The organism is Amycolatopsis sp. NPDC051128 (assembly GCF_040682715.1).
GTDB lineage: Bacteria > Actinomycetota > Actinomycetes > Mycobacteriales > Pseudonocardiaceae > Amycolatopsis.
In genome coordinates this window covers 25,221-49,322 of sequence record NZ_JBFBBN010000021.1, presented here as the reverse complement: position 1 = coordinate 49,322, position 24,102 = coordinate 25,221, and the positions used below count along the sequence as shown (strand labels likewise).

General features: G+C 71.6%; 21 protein-coding genes. 14 read left to right on the top strand and 7 right to left on the bottom strand.

Features of this window, described 5'->3' with window-relative positions; translation table 11 throughout:
* Positions 1-129: 129 nt before the first annotated feature.
* Together AB0M82_RS22155 and AB0M82_RS22150 are read left to right on the top strand one after the other, a co-directional pair.
* A complete protein-coding gene (locus AB0M82_RS22155) occupies positions 130-939 on the top strand; it encodes a helix-turn-helix transcriptional regulator (RefSeq protein ID WP_364724723.1) in 810 nt (269 codons plus the stop codon).
* 40 nt (positions 940-979) lie between these two features.
* On the top strand, positions 980-1,759 hold the full coding sequence (locus AB0M82_RS22150; RefSeq protein WP_364724720.1) for an aldo/keto reductase: 780 nt from the start codon (positions 980-982) through the stop codon (positions 1,757-1,759).
* A 7-nt stretch (positions 1,760-1,766) separates the two neighbouring features.
* On the opposite strand, the gene AB0M82_RS22145 is transcribed toward AB0M82_RS22150, so the two are convergent.
* From AB0M82_RS22145 to AB0M82_RS22125, 5 genes are all read right to left on the bottom strand, one after another.
* Complete coding sequence (locus tag AB0M82_RS22145; RefSeq protein ID WP_364724717.1) at positions 1,767-3,350, bottom strand: hypothetical protein; 1,584 nt, start codon at positions 3,348-3,350, stop codon at positions 1,767-1,769.
* A gap of 116 nt (positions 3,351-3,466) precedes the next feature.
* Positions 3,467-4,348 (bottom strand): 3-methyladenine DNA glycosylase, encoded by an 882-nt coding sequence (locus AB0M82_RS22140; RefSeq protein ID WP_364724714.1) that lies wholly within the window; start codon positions 4,346-4,348, stop codon positions 3,467-3,469.
* Positions 4,345-5,388 (bottom strand): hemolysin family protein, encoded by a 1,044-nt coding sequence (locus tag AB0M82_RS22135; protein ID WP_364724712.1) that lies wholly within the window; start codon positions 5,386-5,388, stop codon positions 4,345-4,347. Before AB0M82_RS22135 ends, AB0M82_RS22140 begins: the two co-directional genes overlap by 4 nt.
* Positions 5,385-6,722, bottom strand: coding sequence for a hemolysin family protein (locus AB0M82_RS22130; protein ID WP_364724709.1), 1,338 nt, complete (start codon positions 6,720-6,722; stop codon positions 5,385-5,387). The genes AB0M82_RS22135 and AB0M82_RS22130 overlap by 4 nt, the downstream gene beginning before the upstream one ends.
* 175 nt (positions 6,723-6,897) lie before the next feature.
* Positions 6,898-7,479, bottom strand: coding sequence for a helix-turn-helix domain-containing protein (locus AB0M82_RS22125; protein WP_364724706.1), 582 nt, complete (start codon positions 7,477-7,479; stop codon positions 6,898-6,900).
* Positions 7,480-7,663: 184 nt separating this feature from the next.
* On the opposite strand from AB0M82_RS22125, the gene AB0M82_RS22120 reads away from it, so the two are divergent.
* The 5 genes from AB0M82_RS22120 to pip all read left to right on the top strand — a co-directional run bounded on the left by AB0M82_RS22120 (position 7,664) and on the right by pip (position 11,842).
* Positions 7,664-8,053 carry a hypothetical protein gene (locus tag AB0M82_RS22120; RefSeq protein WP_364724704.1) on the top strand — a complete coding sequence of 130 codons (390 nt, stop codon included), beginning with the start codon at positions 7,664-7,666 and terminating at the stop codon, positions 8,051-8,053.
* A gap of 47 nt (positions 8,054-8,100) precedes the next feature.
* Positions 8,101-8,703 carry a DUF3558 domain-containing protein gene (locus AB0M82_RS22115; protein ID WP_364724702.1) on the top strand — a complete coding sequence of 201 codons (603 nt, stop codon included), beginning with the start codon at positions 8,101-8,103 and terminating at the stop codon, positions 8,701-8,703.
* Positions 8,704-8,706: 3 nt separating this feature from the next.
* Positions 8,707-10,062, top strand: coding sequence for a WXG100 family type VII secretion target (locus AB0M82_RS22110; RefSeq protein WP_364724699.1), 1,356 nt, complete (start codon positions 8,707-8,709; stop codon positions 10,060-10,062).
* A 25-nt stretch (positions 10,063-10,087) separates the two neighbouring features.
* Entirely contained in the window at positions 10,088-10,816 is a 729-nt protein-coding gene (locus AB0M82_RS22105; RefSeq protein WP_364724914.1) for an ESX secretion-associated protein EspG, read from the top strand.
* A 78-nt stretch (positions 10,817-10,894) separates the two neighbouring features.
* Positions 10,895-11,842: a prolyl aminopeptidase gene (gene pip, locus AB0M82_RS22100; RefSeq protein WP_364724696.1), complete on the top strand. Its 948-nt coding sequence runs from the start codon at positions 10,895-10,897 to the stop codon at positions 11,840-11,842.
* 50 nt (positions 11,843-11,892) lie between these two features.
* On the opposite strand, the gene AB0M82_RS22095 is transcribed toward pip, so the two are convergent.
* Entirely contained in the window at positions 11,893-13,092 is a 1,200-nt protein-coding gene (locus AB0M82_RS22095; protein ID WP_364724693.1) for a Glu/Leu/Phe/Val dehydrogenase dimerization domain-containing protein, read from the bottom strand.
* A 119-nt stretch (positions 13,093-13,211) separates the two neighbouring features.
* Between AB0M82_RS22095 and AB0M82_RS22090 the strand changes: the two genes are divergently transcribed.
* From AB0M82_RS22090 to AB0M82_RS22060, 7 genes are all read left to right on the top strand, one after another.
* Positions 13,212-14,138: a LysR substrate-binding domain-containing protein gene (locus AB0M82_RS22090; protein WP_364724690.1), complete on the top strand. Its 927-nt coding sequence runs from the start codon at positions 13,212-13,214 to the stop codon at positions 14,136-14,138.
* A 148-nt stretch (positions 14,139-14,286) separates the two neighbouring features.
* Positions 14,287-15,540: an ergothioneine biosynthesis glutamate--cysteine ligase EgtA gene (gene egtA, locus AB0M82_RS22085; protein WP_364724687.1), complete on the top strand. Its 1,254-nt coding sequence runs from the start codon at positions 14,287-14,289 to the stop codon at positions 15,538-15,540.
* Complete coding sequence (gene egtB / locus AB0M82_RS22080) at positions 15,537-16,883, top strand: ergothioneine biosynthesis protein EgtB (protein ID WP_364724684.1); 1,347 nt, start codon at positions 15,537-15,539, stop codon at positions 16,881-16,883. The genes egtA and egtB overlap by 4 nt, the downstream gene beginning before the upstream one ends.
* Before the next feature lie 4 nt (positions 16,884-16,887).
* Positions 16,888-17,646 carry an ergothioneine biosynthesis protein EgtC gene (gene egtC / locus AB0M82_RS22075; RefSeq protein ID WP_364724681.1) on the top strand — a complete coding sequence of 253 codons (759 nt, stop codon included), beginning with the start codon at positions 16,888-16,890 and terminating at the stop codon, positions 17,644-17,646.
* The gene (gene egtD / locus AB0M82_RS22070; RefSeq protein ID WP_364724678.1) at positions 17,643-18,620 is read left to right on the top strand and encodes an L-histidine N(alpha)-methyltransferase; all 978 of its coding nucleotides are present in this window, start codon (positions 17,643-17,645) and stop codon (positions 18,618-18,620) included. Before egtC ends, egtD begins: the two co-directional genes overlap by 4 nt.
* A gap of 46 nt (positions 18,621-18,666) precedes the next feature.
* Positions 18,667-19,089 carry a nitroreductase family deazaflavin-dependent oxidoreductase gene (locus tag AB0M82_RS22065; protein ID WP_364724911.1) on the top strand — a complete coding sequence of 141 codons (423 nt, stop codon included), beginning with the start codon at positions 18,667-18,669 and terminating at the stop codon, positions 19,087-19,089.
* A gap of 141 nt (positions 19,090-19,230) precedes the next feature.
* On the top strand, positions 19,231-20,850 hold the full coding sequence (locus AB0M82_RS22060; protein ID WP_364724908.1) for an alpha/beta hydrolase: 1,620 nt from the start codon (positions 19,231-19,233) through the stop codon (positions 20,848-20,850).
* A 226-nt stretch (positions 20,851-21,076) separates the two neighbouring features.
* Here the strand turns inward: AB0M82_RS22060 and AB0M82_RS22055 are convergent, their stop codons facing one another.
* On the bottom strand, positions 21,077-23,908 hold the full coding sequence (locus AB0M82_RS22055; RefSeq protein WP_364724675.1) for an aconitate hydratase: 2,832 nt from the start codon (positions 23,906-23,908) through the stop codon (positions 21,077-21,079).
* Between the last annotated feature and the right edge of the window lie 194 nt (positions 23,909-24,102).

Genomic DNA, 24,102 nt, shown 5'->3' with positions numbered 1-24,102 from the left:
CGACTTTGGCGGAGACGCGGCGGCCCGTCGATTACGCGGGAGGTAATGCGCCGGCGGCTCCGGGACCGGGCGCGGCCATTACCCCGGAAGTAATGGCCGCGGCCCGGTGATCGCCGTAGCGTCGCTCGCGTGACGACTACGGTGCAGGCGGCCGCGCGACAGCGGCCGGTGGGTGAGCTGCTGCGGGAATGGCGCGACCGGCGCCGGATCAGCCAGCTCGACCTCGCGATCTCGGCGGACATCTCCACCCGCCACCTGAGCTTCGTGGAGACCGGCCGGTCCAAGCCGAGCCGGGACATGGTGCTGCGCCTCGGCGAACACCTCGAGGTGCCGCTGCGGGAACGCAACCGGCTGCTGCTCGCCGCCGGCTACGCGCCCGCTTACACCGAGACCGCGCTGGGGGACCCGGACATGACCGCCGTCCGTCAGGCCGTCCGGCAGCTGCTCGCGGGCCACGAGCCCTATCCGGCCGCCGTCGTCGACCGGAACTGGAACCTCGTCGACGCCAATGCCAGTGTCGGGCTCTTCGTGGCCGGGATCGCGCCCGAGCTGACCACCAACGTGCTGCGCGCGACCCTGCACCCCGACGGCATGGCACCGCACATCCGGAACCTGGGGGAGTGGCGTGCCCACCTGCTCGGCCGGCTGCGGCGCCAGGTGGGCCAGACCGCGGACCCCGGGCTCGCCGACCTGCTGGCCGAGCTGCGCGGGTACCCGTGCGACCAGCCGGTGCCGGAGGTGGAGGTCCCTGGACCGGGTGAGATCTTCGTGCCGCTGCGGTTCCGCCACGAGGGCACCGACCTGACGTTCTTCAGCACGGTGGCCACCTTCGGCACCCCGCTCGACGTCACGGTCGCGGAGCTGATGATCGAGTCGTTCTTCCCGGCCGACCCGGCGACGGCCGCTTACCTGCGCGAGCGGGCCGCCCGAGTGGGATGATGGGGTTCCGCGCAGCATCCGAAGTGAGGATCACCGGTAGATGGCCGTCCCGCCTTCGCTCGCCCTGTCCGACGGAGTCCGCGTCCCCCAGCTGCTGTTCGGTGTGGCCGGGCTGTCCTCGGCCGAGATCGGGCGGGCCCTCCGCATCGCCCTCGACACCGGGTACCGCGGCATCGACACCTCGCCCGGGACGGAACCGGCGGTGGGCGCCGCGCTCGCCGCGTCGGACGTGCCCCGTGAAGAACTGTTCGTCAGCGTCAAAGTGCCGGCGCAGGGCTACGACGCCGCCCGCCGCGCCGCTGACGAGGCGCTGGGCGCGCTCCAGGTCGAGCGCGCCGATCTGGGCCTCCTGGACGGCACGAAGGGCGCGTTCACCGACAGCTGGCGCGCGCTGAGCCGGCTGCGCGCCGAGGGCCGCGTCCGCGCCATCGGCGTCGCCGGGTTCGGTCTTTCCGAACTGCGCCGGCTGATCGACGCGACCGGCGCGGTCCCCGCGGTCAACCTGGTCGAGCTGCACCCGTGGCTGCAGCAGCTGCCGCTGCGCGAGTTCCACGACGGCCGCGGCATCGTGACGGCCGCGTCGAGCCCGGCCGCGAACGCCGGGCTGCTGGCCGACGAGACGGTCACCGCGCTCGCCGCGAAGTACGGCAAGACCCCGGCGCAGATCGTGCTGCGGTGGCACCTGCAGTGCGGCACGGTCGCCGTGGCGGCCGCGGCCACCACGACCCGGATCCGGGAGAACTTCGGGATCTTCGACTTCGAGCTGGCCGACGACGACCTGGCCGTGGTGGCCGAGCTGGACAACGGCACGGGCGTCTGAAGCGCGGTCAGGCCGACTTGATCCCGGCGGCCGCGAAGTCGGCCTGCTGGGCGGGCTGCTCCAGGAACTCGCGGAAGGTCTGGGCGGCGCGCAGCACGGTGTCGTCGATGCCCTGCCCGGTGAGCCCGATGAACGGGTAGTCCGCCGAGCGGGCGTTCGCCACCGACTGGGCGGGGGAGCCGATCATCTCGGGCTTCTTGGTGGTCAGCTCGCTCACCCAGTACGACGATTCGGGCAGCCAGGCGGCCGGCAGCCCGCCGATGGTGTCCAGGCCGGCCCGGCCGACCAGGGCGTCGAGCACCTGTGCCGACGGCTTGGGCTCGATCATGACGTGCACGCACTGGCCGTGGACGACGGTGGCGGCCTGGTTCCAGCGATCCGCCGCGGCGGCGAGGGGTTTCTGCACGCTCGGGGTGACGACGACCCGCATGTGGGAGGTGCCGCCGGAGCAGCTGGCGGCCTGGGCCTCGGCGCGGTTGTTGAGCTCGCTGTCGGCCCAGTTCCAGCCGATCACGCCGAGCCCGATGAGGGCGGCGAGCACGAGGCAGGCGATCGGCCACGTCGCGATCCGGCGCCGCGGGGCCTTCTTGCCGACGATGCGGTGGGAGCCGGTGGCCTCGACCTTGCCGGCGGTGCGGTGCGAGCCGGTGGTTTCACTCCGGCCGGCGGTCCGCTGGGGGCCGGTGGTTTCGGCGCGGCCCGGGGTGCGGTGCGAGCCGGTGGTCTCGCCACGGCCGGCGGGCCGGGAGGTGCCGGCGGCTTTTTCTCGCCGGGCGGCGCGGAAGGAGCCGGACGACTCGCTCGGGGTGACGACCGGGAAGTTCCCGGAGGTCTCGTCCTGCCGGATGATCACCTCGGTCCGCTCGGCAGCGGTCTCGTCGGGCGGGGTGACGCCGGACTTCCCGCGCCCGGAGGCGGGGGCGGAGCGCTTACTCCGGCGACCGCCGGAGGCACCACCGCGACCGGGACCGGCGGCCGGATAGGCGCCGGAAGTCTCGCCGTGACCCGCGACTGGGTAGGCGCTGGAGGTCTCGCCGCGGCCTGCGGCCGGGTAACTGCCGGAGCTGTCGTTGCGTCCCGCGGCGGGGTAGGTGCCGGAGGTCTCGCCGCGGCCTGCAGCGGGGTAGGTGCCGGAGGTCTCGCCGCGAGTCGTGACGGGGTAGGCGCCGGGGCCTGTGGCCGGGTAACTGCCGGAGCTGTCGTTGCGTCCCGCGGCCGGGTAGGCGCCGGCGCTGTCGCCGTGACCGGCGGCCGGGTATCCACCGGGAGTCTCGCCGCCCGCGGAGACGAAGTAGGACCCGGTCGATTCACCGCGGCCCGTGGCCGGGTGCGAACCCGTCTCACCACGGCCGGGCACGGGGGCGGAGCCGGTGGCCGGGCGGCGGCCCGCGATCCGGAACGCGTCGGAGATGGAGCTGCGCCCCGGCTTCCGGAACGCATCGGACGCCGCACCGCGATCCGCGGTCCGCTGGGCTGCGGGGATGCCGTCGGCGCGAGAGGACTCCGGGTGCGGGCGCCCCTCGCCCGGGACGCGCGGCGCGCGGTCCACGGGGTGCGGCACCGGCTCCTCGTCCCGTGCGTGTCGCCCCATCGTCATCCTTTCGCGGGTGTGCGCATGCCAAGCACGCGCTGCGATGCAATCAAACCGTTATCACCCTAACAGGTGAGTATCGGAGAGAGAATAATCTGACTCACAGTTGCCCGTGCTCAGGGGGCTGCGCCGGGCAGGTATTGGCAGTGCGCAATCAGGCGATGACGCAACGGGGCCGCTCGGCGGGTGAACTCACTCTGTGCCCGAGCGTACTCGGCCCGTCCTCTGGCGGTTTCGATGCGCACCGGCCGGTAGCCCAGCGCGGCGAGGTCGTAGGGGCTCGCCCGCATGTCGAGCGCACGAATCTCGACCGCCAGTTCGAAACAGTCCGCGACGAGTTCCGCCGGCACGAACGGGTCGAGCTTGTAGGCCCATTTGAACAAGTCCATGTTCGCGTGCAGGCACCCGGGCTGTTCCAAGGTGACTTGTGTCTCCCGCGTCGGCGTCAGCTCGTTCCGGGGCCGCGCCGGCGGGGTGAAGAAGCGGAACGCGTCGAAGTGCCCGCACCGGATGCCGAGGGTTTCCACGACCGCGTCGGTGCCCGCGGAGCCGAGCCGGAGCGGGACCTGCGCGTGCCGCACCGAATCCGGCGGCTCGCGGTAGACCATCGCCCACTCGTGCAGCCCGAAGCAGCTCAGCCGGGGCGCCCGCGACGCTGTCGCGCTCAGCAGGCCGAGCACGAACTCGGCCGTCTTGGCCTTGCCCTCGGTGAAGCCGGCGGGGTCGAGGACGACGCCGTCCCCGGTCTCGACGTACCCCTTCCGGTCGAGGAAGCGCCGCGCCGCCGGCCCGGCCAGCGCGACGCCGGGCCCGGGCTGCCACCGCTGGAGGTGCGACGGCCGGTACGAGTAGTAGGTGAACAGGAAGTCCAGCACCGGGTGCTTCTCGCCCCGCGCCCGCCGCTCCTGGTGCGGGACGGTCCACCGCCGCATCCGCTCGGCGTGCGCCGCCTCCCGGGCCAGCCAGTCCGGTTCGGCGAGCACTTCGACGGCCGTCATGCGCCCACGTGGGTGCCGTCGCGCACGGTGCCCACGTACTCCTCGACGAGGTCTTCGAGCGCGACGACGCCGACGGCGCCCCCGCTCGGGTCGAGCGCCCGCGCCAGGTGGCTGCCTTCCTTGCGCATGGCCGAAAGCGCGACGTCGAGCCGGGCGTCGGCCGGCAGCTCGGTGAGCGGCCGCGTCTTCGAGTCGGGCACGATCGTCGCCGGGTCCTGCCCGGCCAGGTCGAGGACGTCCTTCACGTGGATGTAGCCGGTCAGCCGCCCGCCGTCGGCGCACACGGGGAACCGGGAGAAGCCGGTGGAGGAGACGGCCCGCTCGACGTCGCCGAGGGTCGGGCCGCACGGCAGAGTGGTCAGCTCGGCCGTCGGCACCAGCACGTCGGCGACCGTCTTCTGCACCGACGACAGCGTCTGGGCGAGCCGCTGGTGCTCGGACTGGTCGAGCAGGCCTTCCCGGCGCGACTCGCTGAGCAGCTCGGCCAGCTCGTCGGACGTGTAGGCCGTCTCCAGCTCGTCCTTCGGCTCGACCTTCACCGCGCGCAGCAGCGAGTTGGACACGAAGTTCAGCAGCCAGATGAACGGGTTGGCCAGCTTGACCCACGCGACGTGCACCGGCACCAGCCACAGCGCGAGCCGCTCGGGGTCGGCGATGGCGAGGTTCTTCGGCACCATCTCGCCGATCAGCACGTGCAGCACGGTGATGAAGGCCAGCGCGATGGCGAACGAAATCGGGTGCAGCAGGGCTTCGGGCAGGCCGAAGAGGTCGAAGAACGCCGACAGCCGGTGCGCGACCGCGGGTTCGCCGAGGCGGCCGAGCAGCAGTGAGCAGATGGTGATGCCCAGCTGCGCGCCGGCCAGCATCTGCGACACGTGCTTGCTCGCGTTGATGACGATCTGCGCGCGGGTCTTGCCCTGTTCCAGCAGCGCTTCGAGCCTGTCGCGCCGCGAGGAGATCAGCGTGAACTCCGCGCCGACGAAGAAGGCGTTGGTCAGCAGCAGGACCACGACCAGTGCGATGTTCAGCCAGTCGGTCACGACGTCACCTCTTGCTCCGCGCCGGCGGGGACGGGGGCGACCTCGACCTCGGCGATCCGGCGCTTGTCCATCGTGGTGACCGTGAGCCGCCAGCCGTCGACCTCGGCGGCGTCGCCCTCGGCCGGGATCTTGCCCAGCCGCTCGAGGATCAGCCCGGCGATCGTTTCGTAGTCGCCGTCCGGCATCCGGAACCCGGTGACGTCGGTGACCTCGTCGGCGCGCAGCTGGCCGGACACCAGCCAGCTGTGGGTGCCGACCTGCTGGGACGCGGGCGCCTCGCGGTCGTCGTGCTCGTCGCGGACGTCGCCGATGATCTCCTCGACGACGTCCTCCAGGGTCACCAGCCCGGCCGTGCCGCCGTATTCGTCGACGACGATCGCCAGCTGGAAGCGGGAGTCGCGCAGGCGGTTGAGCAGGTCGTCGCCGGGCAGGGACTCGGGCACGGTCGGCACCGGCCGCATGACCGAGCCGATCGGCACGGCGGCCCGGTCGGCGGCGGGCACGGCGAAGGCCTGCTTGACGTGCACGGCGCCGCGGACGTCGTCGAGGTCCTCGGCGTGCACCGGGAACCGGGAGAACCCGGTGCGGCGCGAGATGTCGATGAGGTCCTCGATCGTGTCGTCGATGGCGAGGGATTCGAGCTGCACGCGCGGGGTCATCAGCTCCTCCGCGGTGCGCTCGCCGAAGCGCAGCGAACGGTCCAGCAGCTCCGCGGTGGACGTGTCGAGGGTGCCGCTCTCCGCGCTGGACCGCACGATCGAGCCCAGCTCCTGCGGGGAGCGCGCGGACCGCAGCTCTTCCTGGGGCTCGACGCCGAACTTGCGCACGAGGAAGTTCGCGCTGTTGTTCATCAGCGTGATGAGCCACCGGAACAGCGCGGAGAACCGCGAGTGGTAGCCGGCGACCGCGCGCGCGGTCGGCAGCGGCCGGGCGATCGCGAGGTTCTTCGGCACCATCTCGCCGAGGATCATCGACAGCGAGGTGGCCAGGACCAGGGCGAGCACGATCGACGCTCCGGCGGCGAACCCTTCCGTGAGCCCGAGGCCGGTGAGCAGCGGCCGGACGAGCTCGCCGATCAGCGGCTCGGCCAGGTACCCGGTGATCAGCGTGGTCAGGGTGATCGCGACCTGGGCGCCGGAGAGCTGGAAGGACAGCGTCCGGTGTGCCTTTTGGACGGTCAGCGCGCGGCGGTCGCCAACCTGGCGGACGTTGGCCTCGACGGTGCTGCGTTCGAGCGCGGTCAGGGAGAACTCGGCGGCGACGGCGAGGCCGGTGCCGACCGTCAGCAGCACGAAGAGGAGGACGCCGAGCACGGCGAAGAGGATTTGGATCATTCCGCGCCCGCCCTAGCGGCGGGGGATGAACCTATCGGACAGCCGGGTCGGTCACCCGGCCCGGTACTGTCACCGGGTGACTGCGCTGCGCGCACGAAACGGTCACTCCTAAGCTGGAATCGGCGTGTACTGCGGAGATGGGGCCAATCTTAACGTGTCGTGCGCGCCCGGCGCGTCAGGCGGTGCCCGGCCGGTGCCGCCGCACGGTCTCCTCGACGAGGTCGAGCACCGCGCCGAGCCCGGCGCCGGGCAGGCCCATGGCCAGGTGCGAGACGAGCCCTTCGAGAACCAGTTCCAGAAACGCGGTGAGGACGTCCACGTCGACGTCGTCACGCAGGTTCCCGGCCTCCCGCTGGCGCAGCAGGCGCAGGCGGGTGGCGGTGGTCAGCTGCTCGGACCGCTCGGCCCAGCGGGCGCGGAACTCGGGGTCGGTGCGCAGCCGCCGGGACACCTCGAGGCGGGTGCCGAGCCAGTCGGCGGGGTGGTCGCCGCCGGCCAGCAGGTCTCGCATGACCTGAACCAGGCCCTGTTCGGCGACGACGTCGGCCATCCGGATGGCGTCGTCCTCGGCGAGGGCGAGGAAGAGGGACTCCTTGTCCCGGAAGTGGTGGAAGATGGCCCCGCGCGACAGCCCGGTGGCCTCCTCGAGCCGCCGGACTGTGGCACCTTCGTAGCCGTGGCGTGCGAAGCAGACGCGCGAGCCGTCGAGGATCTGGCGCCGGCGTGCGTCGAGGTGATCCTGGCTTACGCGTGGCATCCTGAAATCCTGGCACCGCGGACCGGCATCTCGCAATCCGTACGTACGTACTGTGACCGGGAGTGTGGGGAACCGGACCGTCGGCCCCATCGTCCGAAGGTTGCGGCGATTCGCTGACAGGTCGTGAGACGGTTGGCTAGTCTTTGCACCATCACGGTGGGTGAACTGAGGGGAAGGTGCTGGCGTGATCATCGGCGAGGCCGGGCAGGCGGCACAGGCGCTCTGGGGCGACGTCTTCGACACCCCGGGCCGGGTCTACGGCGGGGGCAAGGGTGGCCAGTTCAAGATGGACCCCGAAGAGCTGTCCGCGGTGATCCACCAGTGGGAGGACGTCCTCGACAAGATCGTCGACGACGGGGACAAGATCCAGAGCCTCCTCATGGTGCGCGGGGCGCCCGGCGAGGACCCGGCCAGCGGAAGTTTCGCCTCGACCAGTTCCGACTCGATCACCGCGCTGCTCAACCAGAACACGTCCATGCGGAAGTACGCACAGGACTACATCAAGAAACTCAAGGAAGCGCAGTCGAAGACCGTGGTCACCGACCAGGACCTGTCCGACACCTTCAAGGCATAGGCGAGCCGAACTTGTTCCGAAGCAAACTGGGTGCTCTGGCGATCCTTATGACCGTTTCCGCGGGACTCGCGACCGCGTGCACCACGACGACCGAGGGCACGGCGTCCCCCTCGACGGCGGGGTCGTCGGCGACGGGCGCGCCGTCGGCGGACCCCGAGGTGCCGAAGGTTCCCGCTCCTCTGGACGCGAGCAAGTACGTCGGCGACACCTGTGCGATCGTCCCGAAGGACGTCCTGACCTCGCTGCGCTATACGGATCCGGGTGTTTACCAGGCGAAGGGTGACACGCCGTTCACCAAGGCGGGGCCGTCCTGCGCGTGGAAGCTGCGCGGCGAAGGCATCGGCCTGCTCGTGACGCTCGGGACGGGAAACCGCGACCGGGGGGCGGGTGGCCTGGCCGGGCTTTACGCGGGCTACCGCAACAAGACCTATGTCCGGTTCCTCGAGCGCGCTCCGGACGTCGAGGGCTACCCGGTCGTCTATTGGGGCATCGTGGACGAACGGCCGAAGGGTTCCTGCGGCCTCGACGTCGGCATCGCCGACGACCTCACATTCGACGTGTACGCCCAGGGTTACCAGGGGCCGGACGACTCCTGCGGGGTGGCCACCCAGGTGGCGTCCAGCATCATCAAGACACTCAAGGGGGCATGACGAGTGGACGGCAAGCAGATCTTCGACAACTTCAGACAGGGCGACACCACGGGGCTGCAGCAGCTGGCGGAGGTGGTCCAGCAGCTGTCCGACGCCTACATGGAGCACGGTGCGAGCATCAAGGCGCTGCAGGAACGCATGGTGACCTCCTGGAGCGGTGACGCCGCGGACGCCGCGAACGCGGGCGCGGGACCGATGGAACGAGCGTTCCGCGACAGTTCGAGGCCGCTGGACGCGACCACGGATTCCGTCAAGACCCAGGCCGCCGTGTTCGAAGATTCGAACAACGCCGTCGTCGAGGTGCCGCCGAAGCCCGACAAGCCCAACCCCTGGACCACCGGGCTCAAGGCCGCCATCCCGATCGCCGGGCCGTTCATGGCCAAGGACGACATCGACGATTACCAGACGGGCATGGCGAAGTACAACGCCGCCAACGAGACCAACGTCCGCGTCATGGACCAGTACAGCAACGCCACCGACAGCACGAGGGCGGCGCTTCCCACCGACTACGGCGTGCTCGAGTCCGACGGTGCGTCGATCTCCGTCAACACGGGCGGGGGTCCGCCGCCTCCGCCGCCCCCGCCCATCATCGAGCTGCTCCCGCACCCGCACATCATCGACGAGCACAAGGGGCAGCCGAAGCCGCCGCCCGGCTCGGACGACCACACCTCGACCACCACCGTCGACCCGACGCACACCGGCGGTCCTGACCAGCCCGGCGGCACCGACCGCCCGGGGGGAACCGACCGTCCGGGTGGCACGGACCGGCGCGGGGGAACCGACCGGCCGGGGGGCGTCGTCGTCCCGCCCGGCGACGACACACACACGACCGGCACCGGACGCCCGACCACGCCGACGCGGCCGGGGCAGCAGATCACCGACCGCCCGGGCCGGACGACGCCCGACACCGACGGGATCGACTTCTACCCGACCAACACCGGTGGCGGGGGCGGCCAGAACTACTCGAACACCTTCGGCAGCGACCCGAACTCGAGCACCGGCGGCCGCGGGCCCACCAGCGGCAACGCCGGGAGCCGGCTACTCGACTCGAACGGCCGCCCGATCAGCGGAACCGGGTCCGGCAGCGGAACCGGTGGCGGCGCGGCGGGGGAGCGCGGCCTCGGCGGTGGCCGCGGTTCCGGCATGGGCAGCCTCGGCAACGCGGCCGCGGCGGAAGCCGCCGCCGCGCGGGCGGCGGGCGGCCGGTCCGGGCAGATGGGCCCGATGGGTGCCGGCGGCCGCCGGGGCGAGGGTGAGGAAGACGATGAGCACCAGCGCCCGGACTTCCTGATCGAGGCGGACCCGGACGCCATCTTCGGCACGGACCAGCGGACCAGTCCGCCGGTCATCGGGGAGTAGGCGGGTGACCGTGGCAACAGGCCGGGTGGACGTTCCGGTCGAGGCGCTCGCCGCACTGGCCGAGCGCGAGCAGGTCGGCCAGCTGCACCTCACCCTGCGTCCGGAGCCGCTGTGGCTCTCGGGCGAAGAACGCGACGAAGCCGGCAAGCGGATCGACGCCGCGCTCGTGGAGGCAGGGCTGGTCGACGCGCGCGGCCGGGTCACCGTCGACTTCCTCGACTGGCTCCCGCTGCTGGTGAGCCCGGCACGCGAGTGCTACGGCTGGGTTGGCACCGAGGGGCAGACCTACGGCGTGCTCGCCGCGGCGAAAGGGCTGCAGGCGGTCCTCGCGGTCTCCGACGGGACGCACGTCGGCGTGCGGGAAATCGACCGGAACCGGCTTGCCGAATCGCTCGTCGAGCAGCTGCCGCCGGTGGGTCCCGGCGGCGGTCACCCGCGCACCGTCCGCGTGGCGGACCTGACCGAGGCCGCCCGCCGCGGTCAGGACGCCCGTTCGCTGGATCCGGCGATCGCCGACGTCGTCAGCCTGGTGCGGCGGCCGGTCTCGGGCAGCGGTGAGCTCTACGTCGGACGCCGTGACGACGTCGGGCGCCACACCTGCCTGCGGCAGCCGCTGCACTACGCCGACACGGACTGGGGCCGCTACCTCAGCTACACGTCCGGCGCGGGCGACGACGCCGTCATCCACATCGGCCCCGCGGGCCCGCGGGAGCTGGCCGACACACTCATGGAGCTGGCCGGCGCCCTCGTCTGAACCGGAAAGACCGCGCGCGGGAGCGGTCTGCGCGGCTAATGTGACAGCGCTGTTGTATTCCGGTGGAAGGACGCGCTGATGGCTGGGCTGTACCCCGAGATCGAGCCGTACGAGCACGGCATGCTCGACGTCGGTGACGGGCACGAGATCTACTGGGAGACCTGCGGGAACCCGGACGGGAAACCGGCGCTCGTCGTGCACGGCGGCCCCGGCTCCGGCTGCTCCGCGAACGTCCGCCGGTTCTTCGACCCGGCGCGCTACCGGATCGTGCTGGCCGACCAGCGCGGCTGCGGCCGGAGCACCCCGCACGCCGGCGCCCCCGTCGCCGACCTGTCGGCCAACACCACCGACCACCTGGTCGCGGACTTCGAGCTGCTCCGGACCCGGCTCGGCATCGAGAAGTGGCTGCTGTTCGGCGGTTCCTGGGGCTCGGTGCTCAGCCTGACCTACGCGCTGCGGCACACCGAGCGGATCAGCGAGATCGTCCTGATGGGCCTGGCGACGGACCGGTTCATCGAGATCGAAATGCTCATCCGCGGCCTCGGCGCGTACTTCCCGGAGGGCTTCGCGAAATTCCTGGCCGGCGTGCCGGAGAGCGAGCGCGACGGCGACCTGTCCGCGGCCTACCACCGGCTGCTGATGGACCCGGACCCCGCCGTCCACCACCAAGCCGCGAAAGACTGGTGCGCCTGGGAGGACGCGATGCTTCCGGGCGTCCCGCCGCACGACGACTTCGAGGACCCCGCGTACCGGCTCTGCTTCGCGCGGCTGGTCACGCACTACTTCAGCAACCGGGCCTTCCTGCCCGACGGCGAGATCCTGCACAACCTCGGCAAGCTCGCCGGGATCCCCGCCGTGCTGGCCCAGGGCGTGCTCGACACGAACAACCTCGTCGGCACGCCGTGGCTGCTCCACCACGCCTGGCCGGGCAGCGAACTGGTGATGCTCGAAAACATCGGGCACTCGACGTCCGACACTCCGATGCGGGACGTCCTCGTCGGCGCGACGGACCGCTTCGCCCGCTGACAGCCGGCCCGCGCGGCGCCCCACCCGAGGCGCCGCGCGGAACCGCCGGCTCACGGGATGAGCAGCCCCGGCTCACCCTCCGGCGTCAGCGCGGCTTCGGCACGCTGGGCCCGGTTGGCCTCGGCCAGCCGCAGCCCGGAGACGCGCAGGGGCAGCCGGTCCAGCTTCCACGCCGTCAGCAGGAGCGCGACCTTCGCCTGCATCTCGGTGCGCAGCCGCAGGAACGAGTCGGCCGGGTCGGCGCCGACCTCGCCCAGCAGCAGCCACCACGCCCAGGCCGCCGCGCCCGCGTTGGCGACGAAGTCCGGCACCACCGCGACACCTCGAGCGGACAGCGCCGCCTCCGCTTCCGGCGTCGTCGCCGCGTTCGCCGCTTCGACGACCACCGCCGCCTTGACCAGGTTCTCGTTGTCCGGCCGCAGCGCGTACGAAATGGCGGCCGGGACGAAGATGTCGGCGTCGGTCGCGACGACGGCTTCGCGCGGCAGCGAGCGGACCCCCTCGGGGAGCCGGGACCGATCCACTTCGCCGAAGCGATCGCGCAGGTCCAGCAACGCCGGGACGTCGAGGCCCTCCGGCGCGTACAGCGTCCCCGCGGCGTCGGCCACCGCGACCACCTTCATCCCCGCTTCGTGCAGGTACCAGGCCGCGCCGCCGCCCATGGTGCCGATGCCCTGGACCGCCACGGTGGTCCGGCGCACGTCCCAGTCCCACGCCGCCGCGACGCCGAGGCACGCCTGCGCCACGCCGTAGCCGCCGACGACGTCGCCGAGCAGCAGCCCGCCGGGTACCGGTGCGTTGAGCCCGGCCTGCACCCGGCGCAGGGTGCGCGCCGGATCGGCCGACCGGCGGATCGCGGCGTGGTACGACTGCTCCAGCCCCAGCTCGGCGAACACGGAGTCGATGAGGTGCTGCGGCACGCCCAGGTCCTCGGCGGTCACCCAGTGCGCGTCCAGCCACGGCCGGAGGAACTCGCAGAACCGCTTCAGCACGCCGAACGCGCGCGGGTCCTTCGGGTCGAAGTCGATGCCGCCCTTGGCGCCGCCGACCGGGAGGTTGAAGGTCGCGGTCTTGTTGGCCATGCCCCGGGCGAGGTCCTCGACCTCGCTCATGGTGCAGCCCGCCCGCATCCGGGTGCCACCGGTGGCGACGCCGGAGACGAGGCTGTGCACGACCAGGTAGCCGTGTGCGCCGGTGACGGGATCGGTCCACGTGAGCCGCATCAGCGGCTCGGCGTCGCGCGGGGTCATCAGGCCACTCACCTCCAGGGAAGTCCGGGGCGGCCTCCTGACCGCCACCACGAGCGTGCGCCCCCGGAGGTCCGCGCGTCCATTTAACGCTGCTGCACGATCTCGTTTAGGTTTGGTTCATGGAGCTTTCGTTGCACCGTTTAAGGATGCTTCGCGAGCTGCACCGCCGAGGCACCGTGACCGCGGCAGCGGTATCGCTGCACTACACCGCCTCGGCCGTTTCGCAGCAACTCGCGCAGCTGGAGCGCGACGTGGGGGCGAAGCTGTTCGAACGGCTCGGCCGCCGCGTCCAGCTGACCGAGCTGGGCGAGCTGCTCACCGAGCACGCCGAAGAGATCCTCGGTTCGGTGGAGCGCGCGACGCACGCCCTCAAGGAGGCGCAGGAGGACCGCACCGTCCGGCTGACCGCCGGGGTGTGGGCGTCCGTGGCCTCCGGCCTGCTCCCGACGGCGCTGACCGCGCTCGCCGGCGAGCACCCAGGCATCGAGGTGCGCACGCGCGAGCTGGCGCCGGAGGACACCGCCGAGGCGGTCCGGGACGGCACCCTCGACCTGTCGTTCGTGATCGAGTACTCCGACGCGCCGACGACCTGGGACGGCGGGCTGGAACGCGCCGTCGTGGCCGTGGAACGGCTGCACGCGGCGGTGCCGCGCGGCGCGGTGCCCGCGGGCTCGGCGGCCCTGGACGACCTCGCCGAGCACCCGTGGATCCTGGCCAGCCCGAAGTCGCACTTCGGCCGGGCGATGCGCACGGCCTGCCGGCGGCACGGCTTCGCCCCGAAGATCAACCACGAGGTCGAAGAGCAGTCGACGGCGATGGCGATGGTGGGCGCCGGGCTCGGCATCACCCTCGTGTCCGACCTCGGCCTGCGCCTGCTGCGGCCACCGGGGATCGACGTCGTCACCCTCACCACGCCGCTGCTCCGGACGGTGTCGATCGCCTACCGGCGCACCGAGTTCCGGCGCCCGGCGTTGCACCTGGTGATCGAGGCCGTGCGGGCGTCCGCGGCCGAACTGGGCCTGGGCACCGAGTCCGCGTTGCCCTGATCCGGGTCTTCTTACGGAGTGGTGAACCAGTCCCGCTGCGCAAGATCCGGCCTGATTTTGTCGTACCCCGCGTGTAGCGTCCGATGTCAAGAAGTTCCACCAAACGGAACAGGGAACGGACATGACGGAAGCATCTCCAGGTTCTACGATGCACGATTTTCCCGAGAAGTCGGGTAGTGCGTCGAACCGCACCGCGCGGGTCCTGGCGGACCGCGCGGCCGGGGAGGCGTACGTGGCATCGGTGTGTTTCAAGCATGGACCACCGCGTCTGACCGGCGTCGAGCTGGAGTTCATCGTGCACGACGCCGATGACCCGGCGAGACCCCTCGATCCCGACGTCCTCGCCACGGCGCTGGGTCCGCACACGCCGCGGACGCTGCGCCCCGACAGCCCCGCCTCACCGCTCCCGGCCGGCTCACCCGTGAGCCTCGAACCCGGGGGCCAGGTCGAAATCTCCGCCCTTCCCCAGGCCTCCCTGCGCGACCTCGCCGCAGCCGTGACAGCCGACCTCCACCACCTGCGTGACCGCCTCGCCCGGCACGGCCTCGAGCTGGGCGAGACGGGGATCGACGCGCACCGCGCGCCCCGCCGGCTCCTGCACACGCCCCGCTACGCGGCGATGGAGCGCCGGTTCGCGCCGATCGGCCCCGGTGGCATCACGATGATGTGCAGCACCGCGGGCCTGCAGATCTGCGTCGACACCGGGGAGCCGGGGCAGTACGCGGCCCGGTGGGCGGCCGCCCACGCGATGGGCCCGCCGCTGCTGGCCCTCTTCGCCAATTCCCGGGTCCACGCCGGACGGGACACCGGGCACGCGTCCGCCCGGTGGCTCGCCGTGCACGAGACGGAGGCGGTCCGCACCCGCACGGCGGGTGTCGTGGACGAGGACCCCGCTGGAGTGTGGGCCAAGCGCCTGATGGACACCCCGCTGATGGTGCTGCGCCGCGGCGACCGGCCGTGGGACGCGCCGGAGGGGCTGACCTTCGCCGACTGGATCGAGGGCGGAGGAGCGGCCGCCCTGCTGCCGAAGCCGACGGTGGCGGATCTCGACTACCACCTCACGACGATGTTCACCCCCGTCCGCCCGCAGGGGTACCTGGAGATCCGGTACCTCGACGCGCAGCCGCCGGACGAGTGGCTGCCACCGGCGGCGCTGGTCACCGCGCTGCTCGCCCGTCCGTCCACTGTGGACAAGGTGCGCGACCTGTGCGCGCCGGTCGCGGACCGGTGGGACACGGCGGCGCGGCGCGGCCTCGCCGACCGGGAGCTCGCGGCCGCCGCGACCGCGCTGGCCGACCTCGGTTGCGCGGAGCTGGGCGCGACCGGGCTGGCGACGGACACCATCACCGAGATCAGCGAGAGCGTGCAGGGGCGCGCATACCGATCGAGGAGCGAACGATGACCACGACAGAGGCCGACGCTCTGGGGGAGCTGAGCCCGCAGGACCTGCGCGCCCGTGCCGCCGAAGCACTGACCCGCGCCCGGGCGCGCAGCATCGCGCTGACCGACGCCGTCGACGACGAGGACCTGGTCCGCCCGCACTCCAAGCTGATGTCGCCGCTGGTCTGGGACCTGGCGCACATCGGCAGCCAGGAGGAGCTGTGGCTGGTCCGCGACGTCGGTGGCCGGGAGCCGCTGCGGCCGGACATCGATGACATCTACGACGCCTTCCAGCACGCCCGCGCCGACCGCCCGGCGCTGCCGCTGCTCGGCCCGGCCGAGGCGCGGGCCTACGTCCGGGAGGTCCGGGAGAAAGCGTTCGACGTGCTGGAGCGGGTGCCGCTGCAGGGCAGGCGGCTGACCGAACGGGCGTTCGCGTTCGGCATGGTCACCCAGCACGAACAGCAGCACGACGAGACCATGCTGGCCACCCACCAGTTGCGCAAGGGCGACCCGGTGCTGCACGCGCCCGAGCCGCCGCCCGCCCGTCCGGGCGCGTTGCCGGCGGAGGTCCTGGTGCCGGGCGGTGCCTTCACGATGGGCACGTCGGCGGAGCCGTGGGCGCTCGACAACGAGCGCCCGGCGCACGAAATCGCCGTCGAAGCGTTCTGGATGGACACCGTGCCGGTGACGTGCGGGGCTTACACCGAATTCCTCGACGGCGGCGGCTACGACGACGAGCGCTGGTGGAGCGCCGACGGCTGGGCCTACCGCACCGAGCACGGCATCACCGCGCCGCGGTTCTGGAAGCGGGAGCAGGACGGCTGGTGGCGGACCCGGTTCGGGGTGTACGAGCGAATCCCGGCCGGCGAGCCGGTCGTGCACGTCTCCTACCACGAAGCCGAGGCGTACGCGGCCTGGGCCGGGCGGCGGCTCCCGACCGAGGCGGAGTGGGAGAAGGCGGCCCGCTTCGACCCGGCGACCGGCCGGTCGCGCCGGTTCCCCTGGGGTGACGAAGAACCGGGCGTCGAACACGCCAACCTCGGCCAGCGGCACCTGCGGCCGGCGCCGGTGGGGGCGTACCCGGCCGGCGCGTCGCCGACCGGCGTGCACCAGCTGATCGGCGACGTCTGGGAGTGGACGAGCACCGACTTCCACGGCTACCCGGGCTTCGCCCCGTTCCCGTACCGGGAGTACTCGGAGGTGTTCTTCGGGCCGGAGTACAAGGTGCTGCGCGGCGGCTCGTTCGGCACCGACGCGGCGGCCGTCCGGGGCACGTTCCGCAACTGGGACTACCCGATCCGGCGGCAGATCTTCGCCGGCTTCCGCACCGCCCGCGACGCGGCGCCCGGCGAGGTGGGCTAGGCCCATGTGCCGCCACATCGGCTACCTCGGCGAGCCGGTTTCGCCCGCCGAGGTGCTCTTCCGCGCCCCGCATTCGCTGCTGGTGCAGTCGTACGCGCCGGCGGACATGCGCGGCGGCGGCTCGGTGAACGCCGACGGGTTCGGGCTGGGCTGGTACCCCGGCCCCGGCGGCGCCGCGCCGCTGCGCCACCGGCGGTCCACTCCACTGTGGACGGACGAGACGCTGCCGACGCTGGCCGCGGCCGTCACCTCGGGCGCGTTCGTCGCCGCGGTCCGCAACGGCACCACCGGCATGCCGGTGACCGAAGCGGCCGCGGCGCCGTTCACCGCGGGGCGCTGGCTGTTCAGCCACAACGGCGTCGTCCGCGGCTGGCCGGCCTCGCTGGCCGAGCTCGCCAAGGAGCTGCCGGTCACCGAGCTGCTCACCCTGGAGGCGCCGACCGACTCGGCGGTGCTCTGGGCGATGCTGCGCGCCCGGCTGGCCACCGGCGAAGACCCCCTCGAAGCGGTCGCGGGACTCACCGCCGCCGTCGAGGCGGCCGCGCCCGGTTCCCGGCTCAACTTCCTGCTCACCGACGGCGAAACGCTGATCGGCACGACCTGGACGCACGCGCTGTCGATGCTGGTGACGCGCACGGGCGTCCTGCTGTCGTCCGAACCCTGCGACGGCGACCCGCGCTGGCGACCCGTCCCCGACCACCACGCCGTGCGCGCCACCGCGGCCGGCGTCGACCTGCTTCCCCTGACCCAGGAGCACCCATGACCGAAGTCGATCTCGACCACCACCGCTCCGGCGACGCCGTCACCGAGGAACTCCGCGCGGACGTCGTCGCCGGGCTCGCCGCCGGCCGGAAGTGGCTGCCGCCCAAGTGGTTCTACGACACCGAGGGCAGCGAACTGTTCGAGAAGATCACCCAGCTGCCGGAGTACTACCCGACCCGCAGCGAGCGCGAGGTGCTGGCCGCGCACGCCGGGGACGTCGCCGAGCTGACCGGCGCGCACACGCTCGTCGAGCTCGGTTCGGGGTCCAGCGAGAAGACCCGTTTGCTGCTCGACGCGCTCACCGGGCACGGGACCCTGGAGGCGTTCGTCCCGCTCGACGTGTCCGAGTCCGCCCTGGCCGAGGCCGCCGAGTCGATTTCGGCGGACTACCCGGGGCTGGCCGTCCGCGGCGTCGTCGGGGACTTCACCCAGCACCTCGCGCTGCTGCCCGGCGGCCAGCCCCGGGTGGTGGCCTTCCTCGGCGGCACGATCGGCAACTTCCTGCCCGCCGAACGCGCGACCTTCCTGCGGTCGGTCCGCGAGGTGCTCGACGAGGGGGAGTGGCTGCTCCTCGGCACCGACCTGGTCAAGGACCCCCGGATTCTCGAACGCGCCTACGACGACGCGGCGGGCGTCACGGCGGAGTTCGACAAGAACGTGCTGCGGGTGATCAACGCCCGGCTCGGCGCGAACTTCGACCCGGACGAGTTCGACCACGTCTCCTACTGGGACGCGGAGAACGAGTGGATCGAGATGCGGCTGCGGGCCCGCCGCGAACTCACGGTCGAGATCCCCGGCGCGGACCTGACCGTGTCCTTCGCCGAGGGCGAGCACATCCGGACGGAGATCTCGGCCAAGTTCCGTCCCGGCGGCATCGAGGCTGAGCTGGCCGCGGCCGGGTTCGCCCTCGAGCGCTGGTGGACGGACTCCCAGCAGCGGTTCGGGGTGAGCCTGGCAAGATCTGTGCGTGGCTAATCCTCTCCGGGCGCTCGCCCGGGCCGTCGGCACGAAGCCGTGGCTGATGCGCACGGCCCGGTTCGTCGTCTGGGCGGACAAGAAACTGCACCGCGCGTTCGGCGGCCGGGTGAGCCTCGTGGCGCTCGCCGGGCTGCCGTCGCTGCGCCTGACGACGACCGGCCGCAAGAGCGGGCTGCCCCGCAGCACCAACCTGCTCTACTTCCCGCGCGGTGACGACTTCGTGCTCACGGCGTCCAACTGGGGCCGGCCGCACGATCCGGCGTGGGCGCTCAACCTGCGCGCGCACCCGAAGGCCGGGATCGCGCTGGCGGGACGGCCGATCGAGGTCGTGGCGCGCGAACTCACCGGCGAGGAGTACGACCGGATGTGGGCCGAGCTGCTCGCGTTCTGGCCCGGGTATGCGATGGAGCGAAAAGAGGCAGGCCGGTCGTTGCCCGTTTTCGTACTCGCTCGCGTCGCCCGATAGATTCCCACCATCCTTTCGGCCGGTGACGGTATTCACCGGTTTGTGCCAGTCTCACCCGGGTAACGCGCCGTGGGGCCTTGAGCGCGCGGCGAGTGCGTGACCTAGGGAGGAGACGTCTTGCCGAGATCCACAAAGGGCCGGGTGCGGTCGTTCGCACTGGTGGGGGCGCTCGTGGCCGGCGTAAGCCTGGCCGGGACGGCCGGTACCGCGGTGGCGGCCGAAGACGCGGTGGCCAAGCCCGCCGTCGTCGGCGCGACCGCCGCCGTCAAATGGGGCACCTGCTCGAGCGACACCCTCGCCGGGGTGCCCGCGGACCAGGTCAAGTTCTACAGCTGCGCGCGCTACCGCGTGCCGATCGACCACGACGACGCCACGCTGGGCACCATCGACATCGCCCTGCTCAAGCGCGCCGCCCGCACGTCCGACAAGCGCGTCGGCTCGCTGTTCCTCAACCCCGGCGGCCCCGGCGGCTCGGGCCTGCGGATGCCGATCGGCGGCCAGAACATCTTCCAGCCCCCGGTCCTCGACCGCTTCGACCTGATCGGGTTCGACCCGCGCGGGGTCGGGGAGAGCAACCCGCTGCGCTGCTTCACCACGCAGGAGGACGCGGACGAGGTCTTCGCCGCCCAGATCCCGGTGCCGCTGAGCCGCGCCGAGATCTCCGGCACGCTGGCCAGTTATCGCGACTACGGCCAGTTCTGCCGGAACAACGCCGGTTCGCTGCTGAACCACATGTCCACCAAGGACGTCGTGCGCGACCTCGACACTCTGCGCGCGGCGGTCGGCGACCAGAAGCTGACCTATGTCGGCTTCTCGTACGGGACGCTGATCGGCTCGACCTACGCGTCGATGTTCCCGAAGCAGTCCCGCGCGATCGTGATCGACGGCAACGTCGACCCGGCGCTGCGCACCGGTGACGGTGTCGAGTACGACCGGGAGCGGGCGCAGGGCTTCGAGATCGCGCTGGACGCGTTCCTCAAGCGGTGCGACCAGGTGGGCGCGAAGTGCGCGTTCAGCGACGGCACCCCGCGGGCGAAGTTCGACGAGCTGCGCGAGTACCTGCGCAAGCAGCCGATCACCATCCCCGGTGGCGGCACGGTGGACATCAACCAGTTCACCGGCGGGGTTTCGGGCGTCATGTATTCGCCGGGGGCGTTCGCCGGCCTGGCCGAGGACCTGCAGGCGCTGTACACCGCGATCCACCCGGCGGGCGCGCAGGCCCAGACCCTGCAGGGCCGGCCGATGAAGGTGCTCACGCCCGGCAAGCAGGGCCTGGCCGACCAGAACCCGGACAGCCCCTACATCAGCGACGACTCGTACTTCGCCGTCAACTGCGCCGACAAGCCGTTCAAGATCAAGCAGGACCAGGTGCCGGGGATCGCGGCCAAGTGGGAGCGCGAATCGCCGACGTTCGGCCGGTACCAGGCGTTCGCCGACACGGCGGCCTGCCCGGTGTGGCCGGCGAAGAAGGACGCCTACCGCGGCCCGTGGCGGGCGAAGACCGACGCCCCGGTCGTCGTGGTCGGCAACTTCTACGACCCGGCCACGCGGTACCAGTTCGCGCAGCGGATGGCGGCCGAGCTGGGCAACACCCGGCTGCTGTCGGTCGACGCGTTCGGCCACTGCATCCTCGGTGACGCGCTGGGCGTCGACAAGGCCGTGGCGGACTACCTGACCGACCTCAAGGTGCCGGCCGGCGGCCAGGTGTTCCAGCCGAACGTCCAGCCGTTCGAGACGGCGGCCGCGCCCGCGCAGGGCTGAGGCCGATCGCCTGACGGGCCGGGGTGACGCTGTCACCCCGGCCCGTTTCACGTCCGGCCCGGCAGCCACTCGGGCAGGTCCCGGCTTCGCCGGCGGCGACGTGAAACGCCCCAATGTGGCGTTGGTTGCGTCCAACGAACCGAACGCCACATTGGTTGCGTTGGACGCACCGAACGCCACATTGGGGCGGTTGAGCCGGGCCGAGCGCTTCGTGCGAGAGAAACCCTTACACCTGCGTCATCTTCCGCAGCACGTACTGCAGGATGCCGCCGTTGCGGTAGTAGTCCGCCTCGCCCGGGGTGTCGATCCGGACGTCCGCGTCGAACTCCACGGTGGCTCCATCATTTTTGGTCGCGGTGACGTGCACCGTGCGCGGCGTGGTGCCCTCGTTGAGCGCCGTGATGCCCGAGATGTCGAACGTCTCGGTGCCGTCGAGGCCGAGCGACGAGGCCGACTCGCCCGCCGGGAACTGCAGCGGGATGACGCCCATGCCGATCAGGTTGGACCGGTGGATGCGCTCGAACGACTCGGTGATCACCGCGCGGACGCCCAGCAGCGAAGTGCCCTTGGCCGCCCAGTCGCGCGACGAGCCCGAGCCGTACTCCTTGCCGCCCAGCACGACCAGCGGCGTTCCGGCCGCGGCGTAGTTCTGCGCCGCGTCGTAGATGAACGCCTGCGGCGCGCCGTCGACCGTGAAGTCACGGGTGTAGCCGCCCTGCACGTCGTCCAGGAGCTGGTTGCGCAGCCGGATGTTCGCGAACGTGCCGCGGATCATCACCTCGTGGTTGCCGCGCCGCGAGCCGTAGGAGTTGAAGTCCTTCTTCTCCACGCCGTGCTCGGTCAGGTACTGCGCGGCCGGGGTGCCCGGCTTGATCGCGCCGGCGGGGGAGATGTGGTCGGTGGTGACCGAGTCGCCCAGCTTCGCCAGCACGCGCGCGCCCGTGATGTCGGTGACCGGCGCGGGCTCCGGCGTCATGCCCTCGAAGTACGGGGGCTTCCGGACGTAGGTGGACTCGAGGTCCCACTCGAAGGTCTTGCCCTCCGGGGTGGGCAGCGACTTCCAGCGCTCGCCGCCGTCGAAGACGTCCGCGTAGTCCTTGGTGAACATCTCCTGCGTGATCGCGTAGTCGATGGTCTCCTGGATTTCCTGCGCGGTCGGCCAGATGTCCTTGAGGAAGACGTCGTTGCCCTGCGTGTCCTGGCCCAGCGGCTGGTTCGCGAAGTCGAAGTCCATCGTGCCGGCCAGCGCGTAGGCGATGACCAGCGGCGGCGACGCGAGGTAGTTCATCTTCACGTCGGGGTTGATCCGGCCCTCGAAGTTCCGGTTGCCCGAGAGCACCGAAACGGCGGTGAGATCGTTCTCCTGGATCGCCGCGGAGATCTCGTCCGAGAGCGGGCCGGAGTTGCCGATGCACGTGGTGCAGCCGTAGCCGACCAGGTGGTAACCCAGCTTCTCCAGGTACGGCCACAGGTTGGCCTTGGTGTAGTAGTCGGTGACGACCTGCGAGCCCGGCGCCATCGACGTCTTGACCCACGGCTTGACCGCGAGGCCCTTGTCGACGGCGTTGCGCGCGAGCAGCGCCGCGCCGAGCATGACCGACGGGTTCGAGGTGTTCGTGCAGGAGGTGATCGACGCGATCACCACGGCGCCGTGGTCGAGCACGAACTCACCGCGGTCGGACGTGCTGACCTTGACCGGCTTGCTCGGGCGGCCCGACGCGCCGTTCGCGGCGGACGAGGTGACCGGCGCGGCGTCGTCCTCGGCGAACGACAGCGACGGGGCGTCACTGGCCGGGAACGACTCTTCCGAAGCCTCGTCCATCTTGGTGTGCGGCGTGAGGTCTTCGCCGTCCACGTAGTCGTGGATCGACTTGCGGAACGACGACTTCGCGTCCGTCAGCTCGATGCGGTCCTGCGGGCGCTTCGGGCCGGCGATCGACGGGACGACCGTCGAGAGGTCCAGCTCGAGGTACTCGGAGTAGGTCGCCTCGCGCGACGGGTCGTGCCAGAGGCCCTGCTCCTTGGCGTAGGCCTCGACCAGCGCGACCTGCTCGGCCGAGCGGCCGGTCAGCTTGAGGTAGCGGACGGTCTCCTCGTCGATCGGGAAGATCGCCGCGGTGGAGCCGAACTCCGGGCTCATGTTGCCGATGGTGGCGCGGTTGGCCAGCGGCACCGCGCCGACGCTCTCGCCGTAGAACTCGACGAACTTGCCGACCACGCCGTGGCGGCGCAGCATCTCGGTGATGGTGAGCACGACGTCGGTGGCGGTCACGCCGGCCGGGATCTCGCCGGTCAGCTTGAAGCCGACGACGCGGGGGATGAGCATCGACACCGGCTGGCCCAGCATGGCCGCCTCGGCTTCGATGCCGCCGACGCCCCAGCCGAGCACGCCGAGGCCGTTGACCATCGTGGTGTGCGAGTCGGTGCCGACGCAGGAGTCGGGGTAGGCCTGCCCGTTGCGGGACATCACCGTGCGCGCGAGGTGCTCGATGTTGACCTGGTGCACGATGCCGGTGCCCGGCGGGACGACCTTGAACTCGTCGAAGGCGCCCTGGCCCCAGCGCAGGAACTGGTAGCGCTCGCGGTTGCGCTCGTACTCGATCTCGACGTTGCGCTCGAAGGCGTCGGGGCGGCCGAAGACGTCGATGATCACCGAGTGGTCGATGACCAGCTCGGCCGGGGCGAGCGGGTTGACCTTGTCGGGGTTGCCGCCGAGGTCGGTGACCGCCTCGCGCATGGTGGCGAGGTCGACGACGCACGGGACGCCGGTGAAGTCCTGCATGATCACGCGGGCGGGCGTGAACTGGATCTCGATCGACGGGTCGGCCGTCGGGTCCCACGAGCTCAGCGCGCGGATGTGGTCGGCGGTGATGTTCGCGCCGTCCTCGGTGCGCAGCAGGTTCTCGAGCAGGATCTTCAGGCTGTACGGCAGGCGCTCGGCGCCCTCGACCTTGTTCAGGCGGAACACCTCGTACGAGGCGTCGCCGACCTTCAGCGTGTCTTTGGCGCCGAAGCTGTCCTTGCTGGCAGGTGCGGTCACGTCTAACTCCAGTGGCATGGACTTCCGCGCCGGTGCGGCGGTCGAGTCCCGGGTCAGTTCGGTCAGTTCGGGTGTCGTGCAGTCCGCACGAGGCGGACGCGAGTCTTGCGCACCCCCACCGTAGGACCGGATTCGGGATGGCACACCTCGCGGTGCCTCAAACAGTACGCGTGTCCTGTTAAGGGTTCAAGACGACACGCGGTGTGGGCTGC

Excerpts from the sequence above, each read along its gene's own strand:
- AB0M82_RS22145 (WP_364724717.1), bottom strand. The coding sequence starts at position 3,350 with ATGGGGCGACACGCACGGGACGAGGAGCCGGTGCCGCACCCCGTGGAC.
- AB0M82_RS22150 (WP_364724720.1), top strand. The coding sequence starts at position 980 with ATGGCCGTCCCGCCTTCGCTCGCCCTGTCCGACGGAGTCCGCGTCCCC.
- pip (WP_364724696.1), top strand. The coding sequence starts at position 10,895 with ATGGCTGGGCTGTACCCCGAGATCGAGCCGTACGAGCACGGCATGCTC.
- AB0M82_RS22140 (WP_364724714.1), bottom strand. The coding sequence starts at position 4,348 with ATGACGGCCGTCGAAGTGCTCGCCGAACCGGACTGGCTGGCCCGGGAG.
- egtA (WP_364724687.1), top strand. The coding sequence starts at position 14,287 with ATGCACGATTTTCCCGAGAAGTCGGGTAGTGCGTCGAACCGCACCGCG.
- egtD (WP_364724678.1), top strand. The coding sequence starts at position 17,643 with ATGACCGAAGTCGATCTCGACCACCACCGCTCCGGCGACGCCGTCACC.
- AB0M82_RS22065 (WP_364724911.1), top strand. The coding sequence starts at position 18,667 with ATGCGCACGGCCCGGTTCGTCGTCTGGGCGGACAAGAAACTGCACCGC.
- AB0M82_RS22130 (WP_364724709.1), bottom strand. The coding sequence starts at position 6,722 with ATGATCCAAATCCTCTTCGCCGTGCTCGGCGTCCTCCTCTTCGTGCTG.
- AB0M82_RS22090 (WP_364724690.1), top strand. The coding sequence starts at position 13,212 with ATGGAGCTTTCGTTGCACCGTTTAAGGATGCTTCGCGAGCTGCACCGC.
- AB0M82_RS22125 (WP_364724706.1), bottom strand. The coding sequence starts at position 7,479 with ATGCCACGCGTAAGCCAGGATCACCTCGACGCACGCCGGCGCCAGATC.
- AB0M82_RS22095 (WP_364724693.1), bottom strand. The coding sequence starts at position 13,092 with ATGACCCCGCGCGACGCCGAGCCGCTGATGCGGCTCACGTGGACCGAT.
- egtB (WP_364724684.1), top strand. The coding sequence starts at position 15,537 with ATGACCACGACAGAGGCCGACGCTCTGGGGGAGCTGAGCCCGCAGGAC.
- AB0M82_RS22115 (WP_364724702.1), top strand. The coding sequence starts at position 8,101 with ATGACCGTTTCCGCGGGACTCGCGACCGCGTGCACCACGACGACCGAG.
- AB0M82_RS22055 (WP_364724675.1), bottom strand. The coding sequence starts at position 23,908 with ATGCCACTGGAGTTAGACGTGACCGCACCTGCCAGCAAGGACAGCTTC.
- egtC (WP_364724681.1), top strand. The coding sequence starts at position 16,888 with ATGTGCCGCCACATCGGCTACCTCGGCGAGCCGGTTTCGCCCGCCGAG.